Here is a 25419-nt window from a genome sequence, read left to right as displayed (position 1 = left end):
CCTCCTAAATAGTTTGCTGCCTCCAAATTTCAATTTAGACTAATAAACCCTTGGATGGATGGATGAGATATCCATACCGGTTTCATTGGATGGATTATATATCCATATGGGGGAGGCCATGCACTATCGTTAAGGCCGTTTATTTTGCTTTTATTCATTCCGTCCGGTAAATAATTTCCCCGCACTCGGGGCACGCCCCTCTTTTTGTTCGGTCGATTATCTCGGAATATGATGGACAGAACTTGCTGACCCGCCCATGGTCACACACGACCTTTTCCGATTCGGCCTTGGCCGCCCGGTCGATCACCAAGTGACCGCATCTCGGGCACAGGGTCCGGTGCTCATCGCCTTCTACCATCCCACTAAGATAGACGAAATCGAGCCCGGCCCTTTCGGCCATTTCCTTGGCCGACCTCATGACCGACATGTCCGTCGGAGGCAGATGGGACAATCGATGCGCGGGCATGAAACGATATAGGTGCACCGGCACCCGGCGCCCCAGGACGTTCCTGGCCCAATCGAAGAACCCGGTCAGCTCCGTTTTTCTGTCGTTCAGTCCGGGGATGATCAGATAGGCTATCTCGAGATGGTTCCCGTTCCTTTGTATCATCTCACAGCTCTTCAGCACCGGGGACAGCGATCCGCCACAATGCCGTCGGTAGAACCCCTCGCTGAACCCCTTGACGTCGACCTTGAAGACGTCCACAGCAGATGCCAGTTCGGCCAGCGGTTCGCTTTCCACGAACCCATTGCTGTTCATCATGGTGAACAGCCCGGCCCCTCTCGACAATTTCGCAACGTCAATAACGAACTCGGACCAGACCAGGGGCTCGTTGAAGGTGAAGGCGATCCCCTGCGCCCCTTTTTCCAGGGCGGTGCCGACCAGCGCATCCGCGGATACCTCAGGGCATTCGACGTCTGCGGCTCCGGACGAGGCCAGAGCGGCGTTCTGGCAGCAGTCGCAATCGAGGTTGCAGCCGAAGGTGCCCACCGACAGCAGCTTGGAACCCGGGCGATAATGGTAGATGGGCTTCTTCTCTATCTGGTCCACCGCCTGGACGCATACCCTTCCGTAATTGAAGAGCGTCATCCGCCCGTTCAGCACGCCCCGGGTGCGGCAAATACCGATCTCTCCCTCCTTCAAGCAACAGTGATGTGGGCAAAGGTGGCATTCGAGGTGTGCAACGTCATAACTGCTCCATCTCGCCAGACGGACGACGTTGGTTGCTTCCATAGGATCAATAATCGTCATCTTCCGACTGAGAGGCACCGCAAACGGGGCATTTGTCCTGGTTCTTCTTCAAAATACATCCGCAGACGATGCATTCAACCAAAATAACCCTCTAAAAAGATATATTGGCCTGAAAAGTAATTAAGCTTCCCCTTCCGGTCAGATCCGGAGCGACGGCGGATGGACATTTACGTGCTATGTGTTGGATGGACCGAACCTGTATCAGTTCATGCTTCGTGCGGTCAGCGATATCCCTTCGGCCATGCTGTACTGCGGACGGTAACCTAGTTCCCTCTTGGCCTTGCTAATGTCCGCCAGCGAGCTCCTGACGTCCCCTTTCCTCACCGGCAGGTGCTCCACGTGGCCCTCGATACCCATACCGAAGTTGCCGAGGACCATGGCGGACAGGTCGTTAACCGTCACGCCCTCCTGGCGCCCCACGTTGAAGACCTCCCCGTCGTGCCTCTGGTCCAAAGCGGCCAAAATATTGGCCTGCACCACGTCGGCGACGTAGACGAAGTCCCGGGTCTGCCCCCCATCCCCGAATATCCGCAGCTTCTCGCCGCCCTTCACCGCCTGGATGAACTTTGGTACCACCGCGGCGTACTCCGAAGAAGGGTCCTGGCGGGGGCCGTACACGTTGAAGTATCTCAGGCTGCAGGTCGCCAGTCCGTAGTTCAGCCAGAAGTTCCGGCAATAGCCTTCCCCGGTCAGCTTGGTGACCGCATAGGGGGATATGGGATCGGGATTGTCGGATTCCCGCTTGATCTCCGTGGTCGCGTTACCGTAAACGGCGGAGGAGGAGGCGAAGACCACCTTGCGCACCTTGGCCTGTCGTGCCTCGGTGAGCACGCGCAGCGTGCCGCAGACGTTCACCTGATTGCTGGCGATAGGGTCGTCGACGCTCCGGGGGACGGAGGCGATGGCCGCGTGATGGAAGACGTAATCGACCCCCTCCATGGCATTCTTCACCAGGTCGGCGTCCCTTATGCTGCCCACCAGCAGTTCGGCCTTGATCCCCTTCAGGTTGTCACGGTTCCCAGCAGAAAGGTCGTCCAGCACTAGGACCTCGTTCTCTTTGGAGAGAGCCTCGGCGATATGTGAACCGATGAACCCCGCCCCGCCAGTGACCAGCACCCGATTGCCCTTTATGCTCCCTGCTTTCATGTTCGTGCCCCCTCAACATCCCACATTGGTCTAATGAAATTATCCTCAAGCGTATCGCTCCCGGCGAAGGTCCGTGGTCCTACCGGTTCGTAACAGGCCGATGTCGCTGCATCCGTAGACCTCGGTCTCGTCCAATCTGACGCCCCGAAGGCCGGGGGAGAGCATGCTGTCCGAGGTCATGTTGTTCACGTCGTTCCCGGCAGATAGTGGGCTGTAAGCGGGCAGTATCAGTATACGCTCCTGTGGAAAATGAAGGAAGGCTGGCAATTTCAAGTAGCCTCCCACGCCATCGAAAAGCCGGACCGAAGGGTGCTCGTGTCCCTGAATCAACGGTCTTCCCTCATCGGTCTGATGACCGTGGGACAGATGGTAGCCGTCCACTTCAAGCTGCTCTACCAGGTCCAATCCCAGGCGCGAGGTGATGTTGGCCAGGTAGTTGTCATGGTTGCCCCGGACCACCGTCACCTCGGCCAGCGAGAGAAGGTGCTCCAGCATGCCCCGCACCTCCTGCCATTCCTGGTCCAGGTTGCGCGAGAACTCGTGTTTCAGGTCACCAAGGACCACTATATGCTTGGGACCATAGGCCTGCACTGCGGAGGATATCGCCCGCTTCATGGTGAGGCTCTGCGCCCGGGGAAGCTGCAGCCCTTCCATCTCCAGGCTGGCCTCTATTCCCAGGTGGAGGTCGCCTATCACCAAGGTCTGCGATGGCGTCAATATGGCGCAACGCTCGTTGCAGATTGTCAGGCCAGGGGCGATTTCGACATGGCGCATGCATCAGGCCTAAGGCCGAGGGGGAATATCAACCCACCTCCACTTTCAGCAAATGAGGCGAAAAAATATAATATGGATGGTCCGCTGAACGGGTGATGATCAGGCGCACCTTCCTCCTTCTTCCAGGCATCGGTCAGATCAAGGAGCGGAGGCTTTGGGAGCGCGGGGTGCTGTCATGGGAGGAGTTCACCGAACGGGACCGCCTGGACGGCATATCATCTAGCCGGAAAGCTATCATGGACGCCGAGCTGGAGACGGCCATGGAGAGCTGGGAGCGCGGGCGGACGGAGTTCTTCAGCCGCATGCTGCCCAGCGGGCAGCACTGGCGCATGTACCGGCGCCTGAGGGACGATACCGCCTACCTGGACATCGAGACCGACGGGCTGGGCCCCGGGGCGGTCATCACCATGGTCTCGGTCCATCGCCAAGGCCACACGGTCACCCTGACCCGCAGTCAGGACCTGAGCTCGGAGAACCTGAGGCGGTCGCTGGAAGGCAGCAAGATGCTGGTCACCTTCAACGGAAGCAGCTTTGACCTGCCCATGATAGAGCGGGAGTTCCCCTTCACCGTGCCCAAGGTGCCCCATTACGACCTGCGGCACGCCTGCCCCAAGGTGGGGCTGCACGGGGGGCTGAAGCAGGTGGAGCTGCTTCTCGGTTATCGTCGCCCCCAGGAGGTAGCATACGTCACCGGCGAGGAGGCTGTTTACCTTTGGCACCTGTGGGAGCGCAAGGGTAGCGAGAACGCCCTGAAACTGCTGCGCCGCTACAACCAGGAGGACACCAGGAACTTAGAGCTATTGGCCGACGAGGTCTATGCCCGCTTGGCGGACGTACTATTGCGGGGGTGCCCGGAGTGAGCGAGGACGTCCCGGGATTCTTGGACCGGGCCAAGCACCTGGCCGAGACCATCAGGACGGCGGGATCCGTGGCCATCGTCTCGCACATCGATGCCGACGGAATATCATCCGCGGCCATAGCCAAGCGCGCCCTGGACCGGCTGAAGGTCCCTCACCGGTTACAATTCGTCAAGTCCCTCGGCGAAGAGGAGAAGACGGCCATATCGAAGATACCCGAAGAGGTCATCTGGCTCTGCGACCTGGGCGGCGGATCGTGCGAACGCATGCGCGGGCTCCGATGCGTCATCACCGACCATCACCAAATAATCAGCGGAGGGCAGTCGCGCTTGGACCTGTTCGGGGACATGGATCACATGCTCAATCCCCTGCTCTTCGGCATGAACGGAGCCACCCATCTTAGCGGCGCGGGGAACACCTACTTCGTGGCCCGGGAGCTGGACCGCCAGAACCAGGACCTGGCCTATCTGGCCATCGTGGGGGCGGTGGGGGACATGCAGGACCGCAGCTCCCGGAAGCTGGCCGGGCCGCTGCATTCCATGGTGATCGACGATGCCAAGTCGACAGGGACGCTCCAGGTGGTCACCGACGACCTGCCCTTCTTCGGCTGGGTGACCCGTTCGGCCGCGGCCATGCTGGCCTTCTCCAATGATCTGAAGGCCATCGGCTACGATGACAGCATCAAGGAGGTCTCCTCCCTGTTCTATCGGGCCGGAGTTCCCCTCAAAAGGACCGGGGCGTCCCCGACCAGACGCGAGGGGGACCCCCGGGCCATCTGGCGCAGCTGGTCCGAGCTCGACCAGCCCGAACGGAACATCATGAAGGCCACCCTGAGGGACCGCCTGGCGGAGAAGGGCTTGGACCAACAGGCCCTGGACAAGATGTTGGGGGAGACCTACCTGTTCGTGGAACATCCCGCCCTCTCGCCCACCCGGGAGGCCAAAGAGTTCGCCACGCTGTTGAACGCCTCCGGACGCTACATCCTGACCCTGGACGGGCAGGGGGACGAGGAGCGGGGGGACCTCATCATCAACGTCTGCCTCAACCCCAAGGTGTACTCCGAGTCGGCCCTGGCCAACGTGGACAGCCACAAGGTGAATATACGGGAGGGGGTGAAGGAGGTGCACAAGGTCGAGCAGATGGTCAACATCCAATACCTCCTGCCCAACCGGAAGAACAGCTATTGCCTGAAGGTCAGTGACACCATCCTGGGCATAATCACCGGCATGGTCCTGGACCAGAAGAAGGGGGATATAGACCTCAGCGTGGACCCGGAAAAGCCGCTGGTGGCCCTGACGGAGGTGGAGGAATCGGCCGAGTCGGGAAAGGACCCGGTGGTCAAAGTGTCCACCAGGATGAACCGCGAGCTGACCAAGAAGGGCATCAACCTGGGAAAGGCGGTGAACCAGGCCGCCCTGCGCGCCCACGGTGACGGCGGCGGCCATGACGTGGCCGCCGGGGCCAACATCCCCAAGAAACAGATAAAGAAGTTCCTCGCCGCCCTGGACGAGGAGGTCGGAGCGCAGCTCTCCCGCCTCAACCCATCAAATAGACCATGATGGCCTTCTGGGCGTGCAGGCGGTTCTCCGCCTGGTCGAACACCACCGCGCGCTCGCTGTCGAACACCTCTGCGGTTATCTCCATGCCCCGGTGCGCCGGCAGGCAGTGCATCACGATGGCGTCCTTGGCCGTCACGGATAAGAGCGCGTCGTTGACCTGGTAGGGCTTGAATATCTTGAGGCGTTCTTTGGCCTCATCCTCCTCCCCCATGGAGACCCAGACGTCGGTGTAGACCACGTTGGCGCCCTTGGCCGCCTCCAGGGCCGATTCCACGATCCTGAGCTTGCAGCCATTCTTCTTGGCGATCTCCTTGGCCTTTTTGGTTACGCCGACGTCGGGCTCGTACCCTTTGGGGCAGCCGCAGGTCAGGTCCATCCCCACCATGGCGCATCCCAGCATGAGGGAGTTGCAGACATTGTTGCCGTCGCCCACATAGGCCATCTTGACCCCTTTCAGGCGGCCGATGTGCTCCTTGACCGTGAGCAGGTCGGCCATTATCTGACAGGGGTGCTCGAAGTTGTCGAGGCCGTTTATCACCGGCACCGAGGCGGACTTGGCCAGCTCCAGGACCATGGAGTGCTCATAGGCGCGATACATGATGCCGTCGACGTAGCGGGAGAGCACGCGGGCGGTGTCCGCCACGGTCTCCCCCCGGCCCATCTGCATGTCCTTGGAGGACAGGGTGACGGCGAACCCTCCCAGCTCTAGCATCCCCACCTCGAACGATACCCTAGTGCGGGTGGAGGACTTTTCAAATATCATGGCCAGGGTCTTGCCCTTGAGAGGGGTTACGTCCAGGTCCCTCTCCTTCTTCATCTCCTCGGCCATTTCCAGTATGTCCAGAATGTCGTCCTGGACGTCAAGCATCGTGACGAAGTCCCGCTTCATTTGTCGCACCGTTCTGAGATCCGTTCCGGCGCCAAAACAGCCTTTGCCGCCAGGATGCGTAGGATAAAGCGCGCATTATTAAATGAAATGATGAGAAATTGACAAAACCTGTCCGATTTGTCCGGGCATGGTCTTGGATAGGCGCGTTATTAAACGTTCCATGGTCAGAACAGGATACCTGATGGGCTATGGCACGATGTTATAGCCGAAGGGGATGAAGGAGAAGAGGAAGAAGTTGAGCATGCCGTGCATGAGAGCCACCAGTCCCACGCTCCCGGTGCGGTCGTAGGAGTATCCCAGGGACAGCCCGATGAAGAAGACGAACCCCATGTAAAGAAGGCTGTGATAGCCGGAGTGCATTATGGCGAAGAGCATGGCGGAGATCACGATGGCCGCCACCCGTCCGTACTCCGGGGTGATGGCGCTCTGCAATAGACCGCGGAAGACCATTTCCTCGCCCAGACCGACGAAGACGACCATGACCAACAGGAGAAGCGACAGGTCCCTGAACCCAAGGTCCTTGACCAGCGCCTCGTTGTTCAGCACTAGGAATTCGACGTTGGAGATCAGGAAGCCGAAGATTATGGCGAACAGAATGTATTCCCAGCGCCATTGCACCTTCTCTCGCAGCCCGTGACCGTTGAGGAAGCGCACTAGGTTGCGCCAGTGCAGCTCCCTGGCGTCCATCACCGTCTGCCTCCAGATTATGTAGCTGGCTATGATGATGGGTCCGTAGATGAAAGGAAGCCAGTAGAGCGTGAACTCGAAGAATATGGGCATGCCGATGTTCAGCACCCTGAGCAGGGAGATTAGGGCGAAGGACTGGTAGAGGAGCATGCGCTTCTCCGAAAATACCGGCAGGAGTATGCACAGGAAGATGTTGAGGGCGTGGATGCTGAGACTGGCCTCGGTGTACGAGGAGAAGAGGAAGGCCTCCGCTAGCGTGATAAGGAAAATGGGTATTAGCAGTCCGACCTTCTCCCGCATTCGGCCAGAAATATTACTGGATGTTAATGAACTATCGCCTAAGCCAAAAGTAAAAAAATAAAAAAAGGAGGATTGATCATTGTGAACGGGCTGTTTAGGCCCGGATGAAAAAGATGTTACCGTTCACTATGACGAAGTTCGGTACGAAATTCTTCTTCTGCATTTATCTCACCTCTATCAACGACTTCTTAGCGTTATAATCGCATTTGAACGATGATTGAAATAATATTTAATCATTATCTTTCTACTAAAGCGTTAAAAAATGATTTTAGTGGTGAAACATGACCGAAATAGGTGTCGAACAGATCAAGGTGCTCTCAGACCCTAACCGTCTGGCCATCCTCTCCCTGCTGGCAATGCGTGAAATGACCACCACCGCCATATCCCACCTGCTGGGATTGAGCGTGCAGAACGCCCAATACCACGTCAAGAAGCTGCTGGAGGCTGAGCTGATCGTTCCGACCCGGACCGAACTGGTGGGCAACCTGGTGGAAAAGTACTACCGCTCGTCCTTCGAACCGGGCATCATCAGCGATGTGACCGATATCAAGGGGGTGGACATATCCGAGAGGCTGAACATCGTCTTCGCCGCCCTCGGGGCCATAAAAGGCATCCTCAACCGGGGCATCAAGGTCATGGACGAGCGCAAGAGCTACTTCGAGGACGTGGCCGACCGTCCCAACTATCCCTTCGGGGCCAATTACGTCATACTTCCGGTTAACGAATCCACTTCCCAGGAGGCGGAGCGGTTGATAAATGAGCTGGACGATCGGCTCAAGGCGCTTTCGGACAACAATCCCAAGGATTCCAAGGAAAAGATCGCCATATTGTATTCGGTCTTTCCGTTTGAATGATGAGGGAATGTTTATTAATCCGGAAGCGTTGCAGAATTCCCATCATGGCCGGGATGGGGTAGCCTGGTTATCCTGTGGGACTGTGGATCCCTAGACCCGCGTTCAAATCGCGGTCTCGGCCCCTTCTTCTTCAACTACTGACTCTAATTCCCTTTCTAGGATGGCCCGCTGCCGGTCCGTCAAAGTACGCGGGTCCACCGTCACCAAGAGTATGCACCCTTCCACGATGATGTTGTCCCGCAGCTGGCCCAGGAACATCAGCACCTTGTTCAGCTCGTTGTTCACTATCAGATATTCCAGCCCCTCGATGGCCACTAGCGATGGTCCTTTCTTGATGTATTCCAATGCCATGTGCGAGAGCAGCTGGAGATTGCTCGGGTCGACCCTGTCCGGTCCCGGGTTCTGCGCCAGCCATATGATCGGCGTCTTCGTCAGGCGGTATTGCGCTCGAAGATGATCTGGATGGGTACGGCAGATGATGAGGGCAGACATCCCTTCGCTCATCTCATAGACCACCGAATCGAACATGCGTTCCGGATTGGGGGACTCGAACAGGTAGGAACGGCCTTTGTCGAGCGAGGGGACGTGGCGGAAGGGCGAGAACGCCGGCTCGGTGACCCTGGTCGGGATCAGGATATGGTAGCGGAGGATGCCATAGGCCACCACCACCTCGGAGATCAGTTCTCCGAACCCGTAGAAGCGCGGGATGGTCGCACCTAATCTTCCCAAAGCGATTATGAGGACCACGACCACCGCAGGGAAGGACAGGGCGAAGGTGAACAGGATGGCCTGCCTCCGTTTCTCCCCGACCAGGTTTGGTAGTTTCTTATGGAGGGAGATGGCCATGAGCGCCACGTATATCGATAGGACAATCACAAGCAAAGCGAACGGAACATCGCTCTTTGGTTCCCATCCGGACTCGTTCCTGACGATGTCGCCTACGGTCAGGCTGACAAGCCCGGCCACGATGAGGACGGCGGACTGATAGACCAGGGAATTGTGCCTTAACATGACCATTCCAGTATCATGGGGCACCAGGGAGTTCAGGCGGTAGGCCACCCCCATCTCGCATATGAGCAGGAAGACCAGCAGCCGGAGGGCCCAGCCCCCCAAGTATTCCGAGGTCAGGCTGGCCACCATAAGGTCCAGCAGGCTACCGATGGCAGCCAGCATGGTCAGCCAGAGGAACACACGGTTGACCTTGGAGAAATGACCTTTGACGAAGACGTAGATGCCCAGGGCCATCTCGGAGATGGCGAGAAAAAGTATCACGGGCGTCAACGGTCCAAGCTCGAGCATGGCGGTTGCCCGAACTATGCGCGCAACGTGTATTAATGATGCTCAAATGATTATCATTAATGGTAATCGCGTTTGGGTTTCCTATAAATCCAGGAAGCTGCATGGGTCGAAGGCAGGAGTGAAGAACATGGCTTGGAACGGACCACTGGAAAAGGTAGACGATTTCCGCTGGAAGATCCCCCGCACCTACAAAGAATGCATGAAGGGGGACGCCATAATTTTCGCTGACGAGCGGATGATCAGGACCATAATCTCCGACAACTCGCCGGAGCAGGCGGCCAATGTGGCCTGCCTTCCGGGGCTGGTCGGCAGGTCCATGGCCATGCCCGACATCCATTGGGGCTACGGTTTCCCCATCGGCGGCGTGGCGGCCATGGACGCCGAGGAGGGAGTCATCTCTCCAGGGGGCATTGGCTTCGACATCAACTGCGGCGTCCGGCTGATAGCCACCGACCTGCGGACGGAGGACGTCAAGCCGCACATCAAGGAGCTGGTCAACACCATGTTCCATAACGTTCCGGCCGGAGTAGGTTCCAAGGGCGTGGTCAACGTGGCCGCCAGCAAGATAGACCGCATCCTGGAGGAAGGGGCGGAGTGGGCGGTGGCCGAAGGGTACGGTTGGACGGATGACCTGGTACGCACGGAGGAGAACGGGCGCATGAAGAACGCCGACCCTTCCAAGGTCTCGGTGAAGGCCAAGCAGCGCGGCGTGCCCCAGGTAGGTTCGCTGGGCTCCGGCAACCACTTCCTGGAGGTGGACCGGGTGGAGAAGATATTCGACCCTGTGGCGGCCAAGGCCTTCGGGCTGGTGGAGGAGGGGCAGGTCACGGTCTCCATCCACTGTGGCTCCCGCGGCTGCGGGCACCAGATTGCCACCGATTACCTCCAGGTCATGGAGAGATCGGTGAAGGAGAGGGAACTGCGTTTACCGGACCGGCAGCTGGCCTGCGCCCCGGTGAACTCCAAGGAGGGACAGGATTACTACGCCGCCATGGCCTGCGGGGCCAATTACGCCTGGGCCAACCGGCAGATGATCATGCACTGGGTCCGCCAATCCTTCGAGAAGGTGTTCGCCCGCAGCGCCGAGGACCTGGGAATGAACTTGGTCTACGATGTGGCGCACAACATCGCCAAGGTGGAGGAGCACACCTTCGAGGGCAAAAGACGTAAGGTCTACGTGCACCGCAAGGGCGCCACCAGAGCATTCCCCAAGGACCACCCGGAGGTGCCCTCGATCTACCGTTCGGTGGGCCAGCCAGTACTGATACCCGGGGACATGGGCGCCGGCTCGTACGTGCTGGTGGGAACGGAGGGGGCCATGGCGGAATCGTTCGGCTCCACCTGCCACGGCGCCGGCCGGGTGATGTCGCGCGAGTCGGCCATACGCAACTTTTCCGTGCAATCCGTCACTCAGGAGCTGGAGGGCAAGGGCATCTACCTCAAGGGCAGTACCCTGGACGGCATCCAAGAGGAGGCCCCGGGGGCCTACAAGGACATCGATGACGTCATAAGGGTGGTCGTGGGCGCCGGCCTGTCGCGACCGGTGGCCAAGCTGGCTCCGCTGGGCGTCATGAAGGGCTAGAGGTCGCCGATGGTGCGCGCCGCCGCCCTCTCCACCTCGGCCAGGTGACGCTCGGGGCAGGAGACCATTACCGCCCAGTCGTGCACCCCGCGGGACTGCAGGGCCTTGCTGATAGGGCTCAGGCGCGTAAGCGGCCTTATCTTATCCCCGTTCAGTATCGGCACCTCCGTCTTTCCCAGCCGGGCCTCGCCCGTGATCAGTTCATTGTGCGGCACGTCTAGGATGATCTCGGACGGGTCGACGGCGGCGCGGTCGGCGATCATGTCCTCCACCGATTTCCGCTTGCGGTAATCCGTCAGCCGGACCAGCCGCTCCGCCTCCTCGTCGGTCATGTCCGGCACGTAGACGGAATAGGCCTTCTTGTAGAGCTGGCGGTACTTTAGCATGGTCATTATCTTCTGCGGCTGGCCTCCCTGCCGCATCAACCTCTCGGTCAGGGAGGCGTCGTTCTCCATCTGCAGCTGGTCGGCAATGCTGTCATCGGCCAGCTCCACCGCCTTGCACAGCATCATCTCGGCTATGCGCACGGTCTTGTGAAAGTAGACGGAGGTGTACATCAGCGCCCGGGCCACCATGAGCCCCTCCGCCGCGACCATGCCGCCCTTGCGCACCACGATGTCGCCGTGATGCAGCTCGATGGTCTGGATGAGGCGGTCTATGTCGATGGTGCCGTGGGCCACTCCGGTGTAGTGCGCGTCCCGCAGCAGGTAGTCCATCTGGTCCGCGTCTACCGGACCGTGTATCATCTGGTGAAGGTACTTGGGGGAATTGAAATGCGACTGGCTGTCCTCGAGCAGCAGGCTCTGCCCGTCGGGGCGTCGTCCGCTGGGGAAGGCGATTATGTCCTTGACCGCCTCCGCGGAGACCCCGGCCTTCTCCAGCGTCTCGGAGATGGTGGGCATCTTCTGCAGGTGCTTCATCTCGGCCGGGGAGCAGACGGCGCGCTCTCCGTCGATGATGGAGGCGCCCATCTCCATGTGGTTCAGGGAGAAGCGGTTCTCCAGCACTTCTTCCAGGGTATGGGAGAAGGGCGCGTGCCCCAGGTCGTGGAGCAGCGCCGCGGCCATAGCCTGGTCCCGGTCCTGGCTCTCCAGGCCCAGCGCCTGGCACATCAGGTCGGCCACATGGTAGGTGCCGAGGGAATGCTCGAACCGCGTGTGGTTGGCCCCGGGGAAGACCAGGTAGGCCATCCCCAGCTGCTTGACCCCGTGCAGCCTCTGCAGCTCTGGGCGGTGCAGAAGTTCAAGGATCACTCCTTTGACCTTGATGCTGCCATGCACGCTGTCATGGATGATCTTCTGTTCAGGCAGGTACATGGAAGTTAAAAATGAAGACCCCCGCAGAGGTCGCGGGGGAGAGAGGCTTACTGGTAGCCGCCCTTTATCTTCTTCCGGTCTATCCGGATGCCGTTGGGCGCCACCACGATGAAGTTGTTGCCAATGGCGGCCACGTCACCGTTGGTGTCGCGGGCCACCGACTTCAGCTCGTTGGTGATGCGCTTGAGGGTGTTCTGGTCGTTGGCTATTGGGGAATAATCTATCATCATGATGTTACCCTGGTACACCGGTTGGGTGATGGGACCCACGTCCTCGTAGCGTTGGATCTCGGCGATCTTGATGCCTCCAGCGGAGATGCTGCTCTCCTCCTGGAAGTACAGCGCTCCGAGATCGATGTACTGGTCGGTCTCCACGCTCTTTATCTCTTCCTTCCCCTTACCCAGCGGTTTCTTGAGAATTGGCATTGCATCCCTCTCGAATGTTCATGTTATGGCGTGTTATTAATATTAATGTATCGCACCCCAGAGGGTGCGTGGCCGGGCTTTTACCTTTCATCGTACTTCCAAATCTTGTCTCCCACGAAGTGCAGGTTCTTTATGGCCTTCCCCGGCGACTTGGCGGCCATGACCTCGGCGCTCACCAGCGCCTTGCCCACGGCCAGCGGTCGCTTGTGCGTGACGTCCCTGATCCATACCAGGTCCCCCTCCTTCACCTCTGGGTCCACTTCCACTATGCCCGGAGCCATGATGTCCGCGCCGTTGGTGACGTACGGTACGGCGCCCATGTCCACGGTCACGTAGCTCCGGGTGGCCTTGAGCCGCAGAAGTCCGCGGATGGTAAGGAACGGTCGTCCCTCGACGATCATGCCTTCTATGACGTTGTTGATGAAGATGAGCTCGCATTCCGGCCCCTCGGCCACGTCCACGGTGTCCTTGGGCGACAGCACCTGGACGCCCGCCGAGGAGGTCAGCCCGTCAGAAAGGGCCTTGAGCTCCTTCTCCCGCAGCCTCCTGCGCTTTCTAACCCTTATCTCGCTCACGCATTCGATAACGATGGGGTGGCCAATTAACTTTGCCCCTTCCGTCCGCCTCCGCCAGGCCATCAGGTAAATTCATTATTCCGCAATATTATCATGGGGCATGAAGCTACCATTGGTGGCCACTCGCATCGGGATACTTTCGTTCAAGCTGCTGGTGGCGGTCATTGTCGCGCTCAGCATATTGCCCCTGATCATGGGTGGGATAAATGTGGACTTCGGGACGGACAATGAGACCGATTGGCAGCTCAATGGCGATACGCTAGAGCTCAATTCACCGTTGACGGTGTCCAATAATGGGGTGTTCGCGATCAACGACCTGACCGTGGGCTTTACCTTCCTCGATAAGCAAGGTAACGTCCTCTCGCAGAGCGAGAGCGAGCGGATGGACATACCCGCGGGAGGCGATACGGAGCTGCCGATCATCATGTCCCTGGACCTCGGCGACATGGACCAGGAGGAGCGTTCCGACTTCATCTTCAACGGCACGAACACGAAGTTCCTGATCGACGTGGACGCCAAATACACCCTGGGCCTGGTCTCTATTAGTTTCAAGGGAGGCGACGAGATGAATTGGGAGCCGCTCATCAGTGGGCTTGATGTCATGTCGGAGTCCGCTTACCTGCGCGAGGAGGGAGGCGAGTACTTCATGGTCATCCCCTACACCCTCAACGCCCAGGACATGGTGCAAGGTCAGATGGTGGTGGTGACCACCCAGTTCCGCGACGCCCAGGGCTTCGTGGGGAATGTCACCCAGACCGTCGAGCTCGGACCGTATATGTGGGAGGAGCCGTCCGTTCCCATCCCCTTCGAGACCTATGATCGCCTGATGCTCAATTCCGAGGAGGTCAGCGCCTCGGTGACGCTCACCTTCCTGGACTGCTCCAATAGCGCCAACGATACCTGGGGGTGGGGATACTGAACCTCGGCGAGTTCGACTGGAAGTACGCCAAACCAGGCAAGGGGGCCGTGTCCGCGGTGGTGCACGGGCTGAAGTACCTGGTGCTGCCGCTGGCCGTGGTGTTGATATGGATCTTCGTCACATCTCGCGAAGAGGGTGCGGAGGCCTTCCGCCCCCTACTACAGGACATGGAGATCCTGGTCCTGGTGTTCGGCATCGTCCTGACCGCCTTAGGATTCTTCCGGGGAGCCTATCCCAAGGGCAGCTACTCCCGCTTGACCTTCGCTCTCGTTGTGGCCGTACTGGCCATCGTCTTCGCCTTCAGCCTCCTGCTGGGAGGGAGGGTGCAGAAGGTCCTCTCCGACGAGGTGTTCGAGCTGGATCTGGAGATACTTTTCGTCCTGTACCTCGTGGGCGCGGCCTTCAAGGTGGTCATGCAGCTGGGGGAGTTCGTCGATCATCGGCCGGCCTTCCTCCAAGGTGGCGGGCAGGCCGTCGTTCACGCGTCCGAGGACCCCAATGAGCACCGTTGGAACCACGATTTCCGTCTGCGTTACGGGAGCCTGTATCAAGGCCTCAAACTGGCCAGGAGCACCCTGATCGGATTCGTGGTCCTGCCCCTCGCCCTCATCATCATCCTCAAGGCGGGCCTCTCCACCCTCAACGCCCAGGAGGTCGGTGAGCTGCTGACGAGGCTGGACGACCTGTTCGGATACATGCTGGTCCTGGGACTGCCCATGACCTGCCTGGCCTTCTTCAAGGGATTCTATCCCCGGGGATCGTTCTCCCGCCTCATCCCGGCCCTGATCATGGTGCTGATCAGCCTATACTGGATATGGACGCTGGGAATGGAAGGGAAGATGGCCCTCGATACCATCGAGGACATCTCTATCAGCGTGGATTATACTGGCATATTGCTGCTGATACTCTGCGGATCGGCCCTATGGCTGGTGTATTACGCCCTGGAGCTGTTGGTCTACCGTCGGGAATGGAAGGAGGGCGGGTTCCAGAAGGACCTGCGTGAGCGTAAGAAGAAGGACAAGAAGGTCGAGAAGGAAACGACCGCCCCGCCTCAGGAGAACAGTTCGCCGTAGAAATCGATTATCTGGGCCATGACCGTGTCCGGGTGGTAGCGCTGCAGCACCTCCGCCCCGGCCTCCACGGTCCTCTGGCGCAGACCTTCGTCGTCGAGCAGGGTCTGCAGCTTGAGGCTCAGGTCCCTGTCGTCACCGCTGGCAAAGGACAGGCCGGCCGGGCCGAGAATACTGGCCGAGGAACCGCTGTCGGACACTATCAGCGGCAGGCGGTGGGCCAGCGCTTCCAGGATAGTGCGGGGGAAGGGCTCCGGCCATAGAGCTGGATGCACGAAGACGTCGGCCATGTCGTAATATCGACCGATCTCCTCCTTTTCCATGAACCCGGTGAATATGACCTTGCCTTCCAGCCCCAGGTCGTCGGCCAGCTTCTTTAGCTGCGGACCGAAGTCCCCCTTCCCCACGATGTAGAGGATGCTGCCCTCGGAGAGAGTGGCGAAGGCCTTGATGAGCACCTGCAGGCCTTTCTCCGCCTCCAGCCTTCCCGCGTACAGGATGATTTTGTTGCGACCGTCTCGGGAGGGCGGTTCGGTACTGGCGGTCATCCCTGGGTCGACCATGTTGGGAATGAGCGTTATCCGTTCCGGATCGTAGCCCGCGTCCAGATAGCATCTTCGCGTGGCCTCGGACAGCGCAATGTAACCGGAGGCGTGGCGCGAACGGCGATGCAGGATGATGAACTCCAGCCAGTGGACCGGCATGAAGGCCCTCATCTTCCAGGAACCTAGCCGTTTCATGGAGCAGGTCAATGAATCGATCGACCGGCAACCGGCGCATTCGCCTTCCACGTATTCGCTGGGATTGGTGCACACCGCGGCCAGGTTGTTAAGGGTGGCCGCCACCTTGATCTCCCGGCCTCGGGCGTAGCGTACTGCCGCCGGAAGCTGCTGGGTGTTGTAGACGTGGATGATGTCGCAATCAGGGTGGAGTCTCTTCAGCTCGCGATAGGCCAGGCGGTTCAGGCCGAACAGGGTGCGGGAACCGGGATAATATACGGTCTGGCCCATGCCGTTCTCCTGGGGCGGGGCCTCATCACCGTTGAAGGCCCAGACATCGGTATGCACGCCCCTGGCCCTCAGCCCTTCCACAAGAAGCTGACAGCTGAACGCACATCCGCCAGTGTATCGGGGCGGATAGTCGGGGGTTATCACCAGTACCTTGTACGATCGCGGCGAGCCTTCCAGCAGATCACCTTGCAGAGGATGCTATCATCAAGCCATTTAGTAATGTTTTGCCTTCTCCTCTCGTCGATGGGGGCGCTGACTGGGCGGACCTTAAATAATCCGTGACCCTTTTACGGCCTGGGTCGCTTCGATGAAAGTCTCGATCATCGGCACGGGTTACGTTGGACTGGTGTCTGGAGCATGCTTTGCTGAGCTGGGACATGATGTCGTGTGCCTGGACACGGTCAGGGAGAAGGTGGAGAACATCAATGCCGGCGTGCCTCCCATATACGAGGATGGGTTGGAAGAGCTGTTGAAGAAGCATTTGGCCTCCGGCACCTTCCGGGCGACCATGGACCTTTCGGCCGTCCTGAGCACAGATATGACCTTTGTTTGCGTGGGCACGCCATCCCGGGACGATGGCTCCATAGACCTGCAGTACGTCCTGCGAGCGGCGGAAGACCTCGGCATGATGCTGGCGCAGAAGAAGGGAAGACATGTGGTCGTGGTGAAGAGCACCGTGCTGCCCAACACCACCCGGGACCTGGTGGCGCCCATCCTGGTCGAACGTTCCGGAAAGGTTCTGGGCGACGACCTCGGAGTGGCCATGAACCCGGAGTTCCTCAAGGAGGGCGTGGCGGTGGCCGACTTCCTTAGGCCGGACCGCGTGGTGATCGGGGCCTCGGACGATCGGACGTTCCAGGAGGTCGCCTCCCTTTATCGCGGCGTGGACGCGCCGATATTGCGCACCGACCTCTCTACCGCGGAGATGACCAAGATGGCCTCCAACGCCTTCTTGGCCGCGCGCATCTCCCTGGTCAACGAACTGGGGAACATTTCCAAGGCCTTGGGCCTGGACTTCCGCGAGGTGGCCAAGGGAGTTGGTATGGACCCGCGCATCGGTCCCTTGTTCCTGCGGGCCGGCTGCGGTTTCGGCGGCTCCTGCTTCCCCAAGGACGTGAAGTCCATCCGGGCCAAGGCCCGGGAGAAGGGCGTCAGGACGGACCTGCTGGACGCCATCCTCTCGGTCAACGGGAGACAGCCCCTGCACATGGTGGAGCTGCTGAACGGCCGCATCCGCATAGAAGGCAGCACGGTGGCGGTGCTGGGATTGGCCTTCAAGCCCGGGACCGACGACATCCGGGAGGCCAGCTCGCTAACGGTGGTGGCCGAGCTCCTGCGCAAGGGAGCTAAAGTTAGGGCTTACGACCCCCAGGCCATGGAGAACTTCCGGCGGACCTTCCCCTACATAACCTACTGTCAATCGGTCAAGGAGTGCCTCCAGGGGGCGGACGCCGCGCTCATCCTGACCGAATGGAAGGAGTTCGCCGACCCCTCGCTCTATGGCCCCATGCCGGTCGTGGACGGGCGTGGAGTCACCAAGACTATTAACTACGAAGGAATATGCTGGTAGGTATGAAAGCGGTCATCCCAGCGGCTGGATGGGGAGTGCGCTTTCTCCCCCTCACCAAGGAGCAGCCAAAGGAGATGCTGCCGGTCATCGACAAGCCCGTCATCCAATACGTGGTGGAGGAGGCCGTGGCCGCCGGTATCGAGGACATCATCATCGTCACCGGAAGGCACAAGCGCACCATCGAGGACCATTTCGACCGTTCCTTCGAGCTGGAGGCCATACTCCAGAACAGTCACAAGCAAGAGCACTTGAAGAAGATCAGGGACCTGTGCAATATGGCCAACCTGCACTACATCCGTCAGAAGGAGCCCAAGGGGTTGGCGGACGCGGTCTACCAGGCCAGGCATCACGTGGGGGACGAGCCCTTCGCGGTCATGCTCGGCGACACCATTCACGTGGCGGACGTACCGGTGGTCAAGCAGCTGATGGACATCCACGCCCGTACCGGCAAATCGGTCATCGCCGCGGAGCGCGTGCCAGGGGACAAGGTGAAGGACTACGGGGTCCTGGACGCCACCAAGGTCGAGGACCGGCTCTATGTCATCAACGACCTGGTGGAGAAGCCCCGGCCGGAGGAGGCCCCCTCCGACCTGTGCATCGCCGGCACCTACGTGCTCACCCCGGCCATCTTCGAGTGCATTGAGAACATCAAACCGGGCTACAACGGCGAACTTCAGCTCACCGACGCCCTGAAGCTGCTGCGGGAGAAGGAGGGGATGATGGCCTGGGAGTTCGAGGGCAAGCGCTACGATATCGGCGACATTCCCGGATGGATAAAGTCCCAGTTCGAGCTATCTCTCAAGCACCCAGTGTACGGGAAAGAGCTGCGCGCCTACCTAAAGGATCTGAACCAGCGCGAGAAGCTGTTCTGATCAGCTCGGTATGAGCAGCATGGGACGGGTGGAGCCTTTGATGACCTCTTCGGAGGTCGATCCGAGCGTTGCCCCCCTCAGATAGCCCCTCCCGGTGGTCCCCAGCACGATTAGGGTGGCGTCCATCTCCCTGGACACCTCCAGTATGTTGTAGGTGGTCGTCCCGAAATGGATGTGTACGTCCACCTTGCAGTTCTTGACCTCCAGCCGGTCCCGGTATTCCTCCAACTTCACCTTGACCTCCTTGAAGCGGTCGTCGTCGCTCATCTTGTACTTGTGGGCCTGGACCACGTGGAACAGGGTGATGTTCTTGGCGCCGGCGTCGATGATGCTCTGAACATAGGGTTGAATGTGATTGGAAACTTTGGATAGGTCCAACGATACGAGCACTCGCTCCAGTAGCTTGGGGCAGTTCCTGCAGTAACCTTCAGGGTCGTTGTCCGCGGAGAACGAGAACTTGTCCAGCAGCACGGGAACCTTCGATCCCCTGATGACCTCCAGGGAGGTGCTGCCGACGAAGAACTCCTTCATCCGGCCCTTGCCGGAGGCGGCCATGGCGATCATGGCGATCCCTCTGGACCCCGATACCTTAAGAATGGACTTAGCAGGGTTGGTGCTGGTCTGGACCACCAGCTCGTGCTTCATCCCGACCTTGTCCAGCTTCTTTCCTACGTCCTCAAGTATCGTGTCGTCGGGTGGGCTGTCCGGCACGGCGGAATATACCACCAGGTCCAAGACGCCATACTCCTTCATGCGGAGGGCGGTGTACACCATCATCAGCGATTGGGGCGAGAGGTCGACCGGGATCAACAATTTTCGGAACATCTGAACGTAATGGTTTAACATTTATTGAGCACATAATGATTTTCACCGCAGCCCCGGGGAACCGCATGAGAGATCGATTACGCACGTACCGTTGGACGGTAGCCCTCCTGAACGACGATCCCCATTTTCGCCGCCTCCTCCATAAGGTTGATGTTCGATGAACCGTTCACCAATGGCTGTCGGTTCTATCACTGGGATACATCATGAGCGCCAACACCTCGCCGAAGACCGCCGCCGTTCTCAGCACCTTGCTGTCCAGCTTTATGCTTGGCACGTCCTACGTGGCGGTCAAGTTGGCCGTGGGCGAGACCAATCCTTTCCTGCTCGGGGCAGCCACGGCGGCGGTGGGCTCGGCACTGGTCATCGCCATCATGCTGTGGAGGGGGACGTTCACCAAGGACATGTTCCGGCACTGGGAATTCTGGGCGGGGTCGCTAATCAACACTTGGGTGGTCGGACTTTCATATGTAGGGTTGACCATGACCGCCGCCTCGGCGGCTGGGCTGATAATTGGCAGCAACGTCATCTTCGTGGCCTTCTTCAGCTGGATAGCGTTCCGGGAAAGGATGAGCCACCGCAGGCTGCTGGGTGTCGCCATCGCCCTGCTGGGCCTGGTCACCTTGACCACCCGCTGGAACCTATCGGTCTTCCATGGGTCCCAAATGGTCGGCAACCTGTTGATGCTGCTGGCGGCCGCGGGCATCGGGGTCACGGTCGTGTTTTCTCGGTTCGCCCTGAGAAAGCTCCGTTCAGACCAGTGGGCCCTCGGCATGCATCTGCTTTTACCATTGACGCTTTTTTTACTGTCGGTGCTGGTCCCGCTGGAGGGCGGGCTCGACCGTTCGGCCATCCCGGCCGTTCTCTTCATCGGGGCGGTGTGCACCACCATACCGACGATCCTCTGGACCGGGGCTTTGAGGCATATCAGCGTGGTGACCTCGGCCACGGTGCTCATGGTGGAATCGGCCTTCGCCGTGTTCCTGAGCTGGCTTGTGCTCGGTGAGAACATGGACGGTTATGTCATCGCCGGGGCGCTGATGATATTCACCGCCATCTTGCTCCTTGCCCGGAGCGAATGATATTTCAAGATTAGAATAAGAAAAAGGTTTGAATTGAAAGGACAAGAGGAAGCTTACTTCTTCTTCTTGTCATCCTTCTTCTTCTCACCCTTTCCGCACTTGCCGCAGGACATAGTTGACCTCCTATGAGTCCAACCCACGACCACTCATTGGATAGATGCATATTTAATCTTATCTTGCGCGTAGAATAAATTAACAGAAGGTATCCTCTTAATAACACGATGCATGCAATTGTGCTATCCTTCAGAGACCGGAAAGATTTGATTACCCCTTAAGATAAACGACCGGGTAAGTATCAGTTCAAAATGTAATACTGAACGCATCATATTATCAAAAATCAAAAGTGATTCTCAAAAGATTTCGATTATATATCCCGGTCATCGCTGTTGTGCACAGGTGTGTACAATGCAAGTACTGCAGACGTCACGATTGCTCACCGAGGAATACACCGCCAAGATCTTGATGGCCACTATGGGCCGCTCCAAGAGCGCTTTCGAACTGAGCGACGCCCTGGGCATCCCTATCGCCGCCTGTTACCGGAAGATCCGGGTGCTGGAGGATGCCGGGCTGATCTGCTGTTGCGAAAGGCGCCTGACCCAGTCCGGAAAGCGCATGAGCATGTACAAGTCCATGGTCCGCAACGCCAACATAACCTTCGAGAAGAACCGCATCCGCGCCCGCATCGAGATGGAGGACGGCAGTAGCACCGATGACTGCCTGAACATGGAGCCCGGTATCATCATGAAGGAAGGCCACGCCTGAGCGTGTCGGCCGTACTTTTTTTCTTAGCTTTTTTTCATTTTTGATTCCTGTAGAGAATTCTATTTGCCGCATCGGAATCGAATGCTGCAGGAACATCGACAATACCAGTAAGACCTGTCAGAAAAATATAATTAATTCCGCTCATGCTATTCGTTTTCCGTAATCCTTATTACCCATGCCACGGACATGGACCCGGCGATAGGCCTAGTTCCGGCGGACGTCCGCCCAGAGGAGGAAGCGGAAGATGAGTGACGGAAAGACCATCGAGAGCGTAATGGATGAGGTGCGACGGTTCCCACCGGCCAAGGAGTTCAGCGAGAAGGCCCATATAAAGAGCCTTGAACAATACCAGAAGATGTATAAGGAGTCCGTCGAGGACCCCGAGAAGTTCTGGGCCAAGATGGCCACCGAGGAACTTCATTGGTTCTCCAAGTGGAACCGGGTGCACAGCTGGGATGTGGACAACACCGTGATCAAGTGGTTCGAGGGCGGAAAGCTGAACGTTTCCTATAACTGCCTGGACCGCCACCTGGAGAACGGTCGCAAGAACAAGGCGGCCATCATCTGGCAGGGCGAGGGCGAGGATGACGTCAAGACGTACACCTACCAGCAGCTGCACACCGAGGTCTGCCGCTTCGCCAACGTGCTGAAGTCCCACGGGGTCCAGAAGGGGGACCGCGTGTCCATGTACATGCCCATGATCCCTGAGCTGGCCATAGCCATGCTGGCCTGCACCAGGATAGGGGCGGTCCATAGCATCGTCTTCGGAGGTTTCAGCTCCGAATCGCTCAAGGACCGCATCGCCGACTGCGATTCCAAGATACTGATCACCGCCGACGGCAACCACCGCGGCAGCAAGTTCGTGCCCCTGAAGACCAACGTGGACATAACTTTGGAGAAGGGGACGTCCATCGAGAAGGTCATCGTGGTCAAGCGCGCCGGCACGGAGTGCCCCATGGAGCCCGGCCGGGACGTATGGTGGCACGAGGAGATGGCCAAGGCCGACCGCATCTGCGAACCCGTCTGGTGCGACGCCGAGGACCCGCTGTTCATCCTTTACACTTCCGGCTCCACCGGAAAGCCGAAAGGTGTCGTCCACACCACCGCCGGATACCTGCTGGGGACCTCGGTCTCCTTCAAGTACATCTTCGACTACCATGAGGACGATACCTACTGGTGCACCGCGGACATCGGTTGGATCACCGGGCACAGCTACATCGTCGATGGGCCGTTATGCGCTGGAGCGACGACGCTCATGTTCGAGGGCATCCCGACCTATCCGCATGCGGACCGCTTCTGGAACATCGTGGAGAAGTTCAAGGTGAACATATTCTACACCGCCCCCACGGCCATCCGCTCCCTGATGAGGGAGGGCGAGAAGTGGCCGCAGGGAAGGGACCTGTCCTCCCTGCGCGTCCTCGGTTCCGTAGGAGAGCCGATCAACCCGGAGGCCTGGATGTGGTACTACAAGTACGTGGGGAACGAGAAGTGCCCCATCATGGACACCTGGTGGCAGACCGAGACCGGCTCCATACTGATCACCCCGCTGCCGGGGGCCATAACCACCAAGCCCGGTTCGGCCACCCTGCCCTTCTTCGGAGTGGTGCCGGAAGTGGTTAAGGACGATGGCACCCAGGCCGGGGTGAACGAGGGCGGGTACCTTACCATAAACAAACCTTGGCCTTCCATCATGCGCACCGTCTGGGGCCAGCACGACCGCTTCAAGGAGATCTACTGGACCCGGTTCCCGGGCAAGTACTTCACTGGGGACTCGGCGCGAAAGGACGAGGAGGGCTATTACTGGATCATGGGCCGGGTGGACGATGTCATCAAGGTCTCCGGCCACCGCATCGGGGCGGCGGAGGTCGAATCGGCGCTGGTCTCGCACCACTCCGTGGCCGAGGCGGCCATCGTGCCCGTGCCGCACAGCATCAAAGGGGAAGCCATATACGCCTTCGTAACCCTGAAGAACGGGGTGGAGGAGAACGACCAGCTGCGCAAGGAGCTGATAGCGCACGTGCGCCGCGAGGTCGGTCCCATCGCCACCCCGGAGGTCATACAGTTCTGCCCCGGGATGCCCAAGACCCGCAGTGGCAAGATCATGCGTCGCATCCTACGCAAGGTGGCCACCGGCAGCGCCGAGGGATTGGGGGACACATCGACCCTGGCGGACCCGAGCATACTCGAAATCCTCATCCAGGGCAGCCGGGACCTTTCTAAGAAGTAAGGGCTATTAAAAAACGGCCGTGCGGCCGTCCTTTCCCTTTTTTCATTTTATCAATATGCTCATCTTATTTGCCTCTCAGCTCCTCACTTATGTAAGAGAACATTTTCTTCAGATTGATCAGTTCCAAGAAGTAATTAACGTCTTCCCGCGTGAATTCCTTCAGGACGGCGAGCACTACCAGATAGATCCCGAAAGCGGCTAGGCCGAATATCACCAATATGTACCAACTGCTTATGCTCATGAACATCCCCATGGCGTACAAAAGCGCCCCCGTGGCAGCTCCGGCCAAGAGCTGCAATGATAGGCGGACGTTCGTGGAAGTACCGGTCAGCCTCCAGACCACGTAGCGAATGATGATGAAACTCGCAATGTTCCCCATCATGAGGGCCAGTGCCGCCCCTACATAGTTCAGGCCTAAACCAAAGCCGCCGGGTATGAACAACAATAATAGACTTACGTTCATAACGACGGTGAATATACTTATACGAGCGGAAATGTCGGGGCGGCCCACGGCCACGATTTGAGAACTATGCACTGCGTTGACCATTATCAGCAGGTTGCTCACCGCCAAAATTCCGATGACCTTACCAGAATCTTTAAAAAGGGGACCGAGCAGGACCAGGCAGACCTCGGCGGGGAACATTATAATGAGAATTGTTATGGGCAGCCCGATCATCATGATGTACCGCTCCGCCTGCTTGGACATCGACCTTATCTCCGCTAGGTTTCCTTCTGAATGAAGCTTGGAGAAGGAGGGGAAGGTGAGCGTGGATACCGCTGTACTGATGGTAGCGAACACCCCCAGGAATACCGCTGGTGCAGAGTAAAGCCCTACATCGGTGGATGTCCAGAAAAAGCCGATCAGCAACTTGTCCAGATTGGCGCTTCCTGCGCTGATTATCGTTACGACCAAAAGGGGAAGGGCGAATTTGTAGTAGGATCGGAGAAGCACCGGCCGTTTCCATTTCACTTTGTCACGGAAAAGCAAATAAATGGCCATCAGGACCACGGCCAGGGCGGCGATGACATAGGTGTAGGCGAGCTCCATAACCCCCATGTAGTTGAGGGACACGAAGATGACCAGAGGCACCCTGACCAGAGGGTCGATCAAGGTCACCAGGGGCATCTTGGCCATCTCCATCTTGGCCTGGAACGTGTTGGTGGCTATGGATGATAGGTCGTAGAGGACCTGGTAAAGGATGAAGAGCAGGATGAGATCGATGCTGGTATCCTCCAGCGTTCTCCCCATTAACGAGGTCCATACGAACACCGAGGATAGAGTGAGCAGCACCATGATACCGGTCAAGACCAATTTGATGACCGCGTAGGTGCTGATGCATTCGTCGGGGTCGTTCCCCTCGGACATACGCTTGATATGGGCGCTGCCGAACCCCAGATCGGCCACGGCATTGAACGTGGCCACGAAGGCCATGGTCCAGATCACTGTACCATAGACCTCGGTCCCCAGGTACCTGGTCATGAAGTATAGCCCAACGTAGGCCAGGGCTGCGGTGAGCATCTTCGAAATGAACAGTATGAAGGACCTTCTTCCTAGCACGTGATCGACTGG

At 58.7% G+C, this 25419-nt stretch carries 23 protein-coding genes and 1 tRNA gene; 12 read left to right on the top strand and 12 right to left on the bottom strand.

What is annotated here, in order from left to right:
- Positions 1-154: 154 nt before the first annotated feature.
- The 3 genes from amrS to NT131_07550 all read right to left on the bottom strand — a co-directional run bounded on the left by amrS (position 155) and on the right by NT131_07550 (position 3172).
- Positions 155-1234 (bottom strand): AmmeMemoRadiSam system radical SAM enzyme, encoded by a 1080-nt coding sequence (gene amrS, locus NT131_07560; protein ID MCX6651493.1) that lies wholly within the window; start codon positions 1232-1234, stop codon positions 155-157.
- Positions 1235-1453: 219 nt separating this feature from the next.
- Entirely contained in the window at positions 1454-2398 is a 945-nt protein-coding gene (locus NT131_07555; protein MCX6651492.1) for an NAD-dependent epimerase/dehydratase family protein, read from the bottom strand.
- Between the two features lie 45 nt (positions 2399-2443).
- The gene (locus tag NT131_07550) at positions 2444-3172 is read right to left on the bottom strand and encodes a metallophosphoesterase (protein ID MCX6651491.1); all 729 of its coding nucleotides are present in this window, start codon (positions 3170-3172) and stop codon (positions 2444-2446) included.
- A gap of 95 nt (positions 3173-3267) precedes the next feature.
- Between NT131_07550 and NT131_07545 the strand changes: the two genes are divergently transcribed.
- Positions 3268-4032, top strand: a complete 765-nt coding sequence (locus tag NT131_07545; protein ID MCX6651490.1) for a ribonuclease H-like domain-containing protein — start codon at positions 3268-3270, stop codon at positions 4030-4032.
- Positions 4029-5588, top strand: coding sequence for a DHH family phosphoesterase (locus NT131_07540; protein ID MCX6651489.1), 1560 nt, complete (start codon positions 4029-4031; stop codon positions 5586-5588). Before NT131_07545 ends, NT131_07540 begins: the two co-directional genes overlap by 4 nt.
- Here NT131_07540 and argF read toward each other — a convergent pair.
- Together argF and NT131_07530 are read right to left on the bottom strand one after the other, a co-directional pair.
- Positions 5566-6477, bottom strand: a complete 912-nt coding sequence (gene argF / locus NT131_07535; protein ID MCX6651488.1) for an ornithine carbamoyltransferase — start codon at positions 6475-6477, stop codon at positions 5566-5568. The two genes, NT131_07540 and argF, sit on opposite strands and share 23 nt — an antisense overlap.
- Positions 6478-6663: 186 nt before the next feature.
- Complete coding sequence (locus NT131_07530; GenBank protein MCX6651487.1) at positions 6664-7464, bottom strand: type II CAAX endopeptidase family protein; 801 nt, start codon at positions 7462-7464, stop codon at positions 6664-6666.
- A 281-nt stretch (positions 7465-7745) separates the two neighbouring features.
- Here NT131_07530 and NT131_07525 point away from each other — a divergent pair, with 281 nt between their 5' ends.
- Together NT131_07525 and NT131_07520 are read left to right on the top strand one after the other, a co-directional pair.
- Positions 7746-8318 (top strand): winged helix-turn-helix domain-containing protein, encoded by a 573-nt coding sequence (locus NT131_07525; protein ID MCX6651486.1) that lies wholly within the window; start codon positions 7746-7748, stop codon positions 8316-8318.
- 47 nt (positions 8319-8365) lie between these two features.
- A tRNA-His gene (locus tag NT131_07520) sits at positions 8366-8439 on the top strand.
- On the opposite strand, the gene NT131_07515 is transcribed toward NT131_07520, so the two are convergent.
- Positions 8421-9617, bottom strand: coding sequence for a DUF835 domain-containing protein (locus NT131_07515; protein ID MCX6651485.1), 1197 nt, complete (start codon positions 9615-9617; stop codon positions 8421-8423). The two genes, NT131_07520 and NT131_07515, sit on opposite strands and share 19 nt — an antisense overlap.
- A gap of 127 nt (positions 9618-9744) precedes the next feature.
- On the opposite strand from NT131_07515, the gene NT131_07510 reads away from it, so the two are divergent.
- Positions 9745-11199, top strand: a complete 1455-nt coding sequence (locus NT131_07510) for an RtcB family protein (GenBank protein ID MCX6651484.1) — start codon at positions 9745-9747, stop codon at positions 11197-11199.
- On the opposite strand, the gene NT131_07505 is transcribed toward NT131_07510, so the two are convergent.
- From NT131_07505 to NT131_07495, 3 genes are all read right to left on the bottom strand, one after another.
- Positions 11196-12515 carry an HD domain-containing protein gene (locus NT131_07505; protein ID MCX6651483.1) on the bottom strand — a complete coding sequence of 440 codons (1320 nt, stop codon included), beginning with the start codon at positions 12513-12515 and terminating at the stop codon, positions 11196-11198. The genes NT131_07510 and NT131_07505 overlap by 4 nt on opposite strands.
- 47 nt (positions 12516-12562) lie before the next feature.
- A complete protein-coding gene (sepF, locus tag NT131_07500; GenBank protein MCX6651482.1) occupies positions 12563-12940 on the bottom strand; it encodes a cell division protein SepF in 378 nt (125 codons plus the stop codon).
- An 80-nt stretch (positions 12941-13020) separates the two neighbouring features.
- Positions 13021-13515: an RNA-binding protein gene (locus NT131_07495; protein MCX6651481.1), complete on the bottom strand. Its 495-nt coding sequence runs from the start codon at positions 13513-13515 to the stop codon at positions 13021-13023.
- Positions 13516-13615: 100 nt separating this feature from the next.
- On the opposite strand from NT131_07495, the gene NT131_07490 reads away from it, so the two are divergent.
- Positions 13616-14434: a hypothetical protein gene (locus tag NT131_07490; GenBank protein MCX6651480.1), complete on the top strand. Its 819-nt coding sequence runs from the start codon at positions 13616-13618 to the stop codon at positions 14432-14434.
- Positions 14422-15507 carry a hypothetical protein gene (locus NT131_07485; GenBank protein MCX6651479.1) on the top strand — a complete coding sequence of 362 codons (1086 nt, stop codon included), beginning with the start codon at positions 14422-14424 and terminating at the stop codon, positions 15505-15507. Before NT131_07490 ends, NT131_07485 begins: the two co-directional genes overlap by 13 nt.
- Here the strand turns inward: NT131_07485 and NT131_07480 are convergent.
- Positions 15486-16658, bottom strand: a complete 1173-nt coding sequence (locus NT131_07480; GenBank protein ID MCX6651478.1) for a glycosyltransferase family 4 protein — start codon at positions 16656-16658, stop codon at positions 15486-15488. The genes NT131_07485 and NT131_07480 overlap by 22 nt on opposite strands.
- Positions 16659-16821: 163 nt before the next feature.
- Here NT131_07480 and NT131_07475 point away from each other — a divergent pair, with 163 nt between their 5' ends.
- On the top strand, positions 16822-18084 hold the full coding sequence (locus NT131_07475) for a UDP-glucose/GDP-mannose dehydrogenase family protein (GenBank protein MCX6651477.1): 1263 nt from the start codon (positions 16822-16824) through the stop codon (positions 18082-18084).
- Between the two features lie 2 nt (positions 18085-18086).
- On the top strand, positions 18087-18956 hold the full coding sequence (gene galU, locus NT131_07470; GenBank protein ID MCX6651476.1) for a UTP--glucose-1-phosphate uridylyltransferase GalU: 870 nt from the start codon (positions 18087-18089) through the stop codon (positions 18954-18956).
- Here galU and NT131_07465 read toward each other — a convergent pair whose 3' ends face one another.
- A complete protein-coding gene (locus NT131_07465) occupies positions 18957-19781 on the bottom strand; it encodes a universal stress protein (GenBank protein ID MCX6651475.1) in 825 nt (274 codons plus the stop codon).
- 203 nt (positions 19782-19984) lie between these two features.
- On the opposite strand from NT131_07465, the gene NT131_07460 reads away from it, so the two are divergent.
- From NT131_07460 to acs, 3 genes are all read left to right on the top strand, one after another.
- Positions 19985-20860: a DMT family transporter gene (locus tag NT131_07460; GenBank protein MCX6651474.1), complete on the top strand. Its 876-nt coding sequence runs from the start codon at positions 19985-19987 to the stop codon at positions 20858-20860.
- Positions 20861-21265: 405 nt separating this feature from the next.
- On the top strand, positions 21266-21622 hold the full coding sequence (locus NT131_07455) for a helix-turn-helix domain-containing protein (GenBank protein ID MCX6651473.1): 357 nt from the start codon (positions 21266-21268) through the stop codon (positions 21620-21622).
- A gap of 244 nt (positions 21623-21866) precedes the next feature.
- Positions 21867-23849, top strand: coding sequence for an acetate--CoA ligase (gene acs / locus NT131_07450; protein MCX6651472.1), 1983 nt, complete (start codon positions 21867-21869; stop codon positions 23847-23849).
- A gap of 64 nt (positions 23850-23913) precedes the next feature.
- Here acs and NT131_07445 read toward each other — a convergent pair whose 3' ends face one another.
- Positions 23914-25407 (bottom strand): flippase, encoded by a 1494-nt coding sequence (locus NT131_07445; protein MCX6651471.1) that lies wholly within the window; start codon positions 25405-25407, stop codon positions 23914-23916.
- Positions 25408-25419 lie beyond the last annotated feature (12 nt).

The sequence above is a fragment of the Methanomassiliicoccales archaeon genome (assembly GCA_026394395.1).
Taxonomy (GTDB): Archaea; Thermoplasmatota; Thermoplasmata; order Methanomassiliicoccales; family UBA472; genus UBA472.
This window is presented reverse-complemented; position numbering and strand designations above follow the sequence as displayed.

Bases quoted from the DNA above. Each gene is read 5' to 3' on its own strand.
- amrS (MCX6651493.1), bottom strand. From the start codon at position 1,234: ATGGAAGCAACCAACGTCGTCCGTCTGGCGAGATGGAGCAGTTATGAC.
- NT131_07555 (MCX6651492.1), bottom strand. From the start codon at position 2,398: ATGAAAGCAGGGAGCATAAAGGGCAATCGGGTGCTGGTCACTGGCGGG.
- NT131_07550 (MCX6651491.1), bottom strand. From the start codon at position 3,172: ATGCGCCATGTCGAAATCGCCCCTGGCCTGACAATCTGCAACGAGCGT.
- NT131_07545 (MCX6651490.1), top strand. From the start codon at position 3,268: ATGATCAGGCGCACCTTCCTCCTTCTTCCAGGCATCGGTCAGATCAAG.
- argF (MCX6651488.1), bottom strand. From the start codon at position 6,477: ATGAAGCGGGACTTCGTCACGATGCTTGACGTCCAGGACGACATTCTG.
- NT131_07530 (MCX6651487.1), bottom strand. From the start codon at position 7,464: ATGCGGGAGAAGGTCGGACTGCTAATACCCATTTTCCTTATCACGCTA.
- NT131_07525 (MCX6651486.1), top strand. From the start codon at position 7,746: ATGACCGAAATAGGTGTCGAACAGATCAAGGTGCTCTCAGACCCTAAC.
- NT131_07515 (MCX6651485.1), bottom strand. From the start codon at position 9,617: ATGCTCGAGCTTGGACCGTTGACGCCCGTGATACTTTTTCTCGCCATC.
- NT131_07510 (MCX6651484.1), top strand. From the start codon at position 9,745: ATGGCTTGGAACGGACCACTGGAAAAGGTAGACGATTTCCGCTGGAAG.
- NT131_07505 (MCX6651483.1), bottom strand. From the start codon at position 12,515: ATGTACCTGCCTGAACAGAAGATCATCCATGACAGCGTGCATGGCAGC.
- sepF (MCX6651482.1), bottom strand. From the start codon at position 12,940: ATGCCAATTCTCAAGAAACCGCTGGGTAAGGGGAAGGAAGAGATAAAG.
- NT131_07490 (MCX6651480.1), top strand. From the start codon at position 13,616: ATGAAGCTACCATTGGTGGCCACTCGCATCGGGATACTTTCGTTCAAG.
- NT131_07475 (MCX6651477.1), top strand. From the start codon at position 16,822: ATGAAAGTCTCGATCATCGGCACGGGTTACGTTGGACTGGTGTCTGGA.
- galU (MCX6651476.1), top strand. From the start codon at position 18,087: ATGAAAGCGGTCATCCCAGCGGCTGGATGGGGAGTGCGCTTTCTCCCC.
- NT131_07465 (MCX6651475.1), bottom strand. From the start codon at position 19,781: ATGTTCCGAAAATTGTTGATCCCGGTCGACCTCTCGCCCCAATCGCTG.
- NT131_07460 (MCX6651474.1), top strand. From the start codon at position 19,985: ATGAGCGCCAACACCTCGCCGAAGACCGCCGCCGTTCTCAGCACCTTG.
- NT131_07455 (MCX6651473.1), top strand. From the start codon at position 21,266: ATGCAAGTACTGCAGACGTCACGATTGCTCACCGAGGAATACACCGCC.
- acs (MCX6651472.1), top strand. From the start codon at position 21,867: ATGAGTGACGGAAAGACCATCGAGAGCGTAATGGATGAGGTGCGACGG.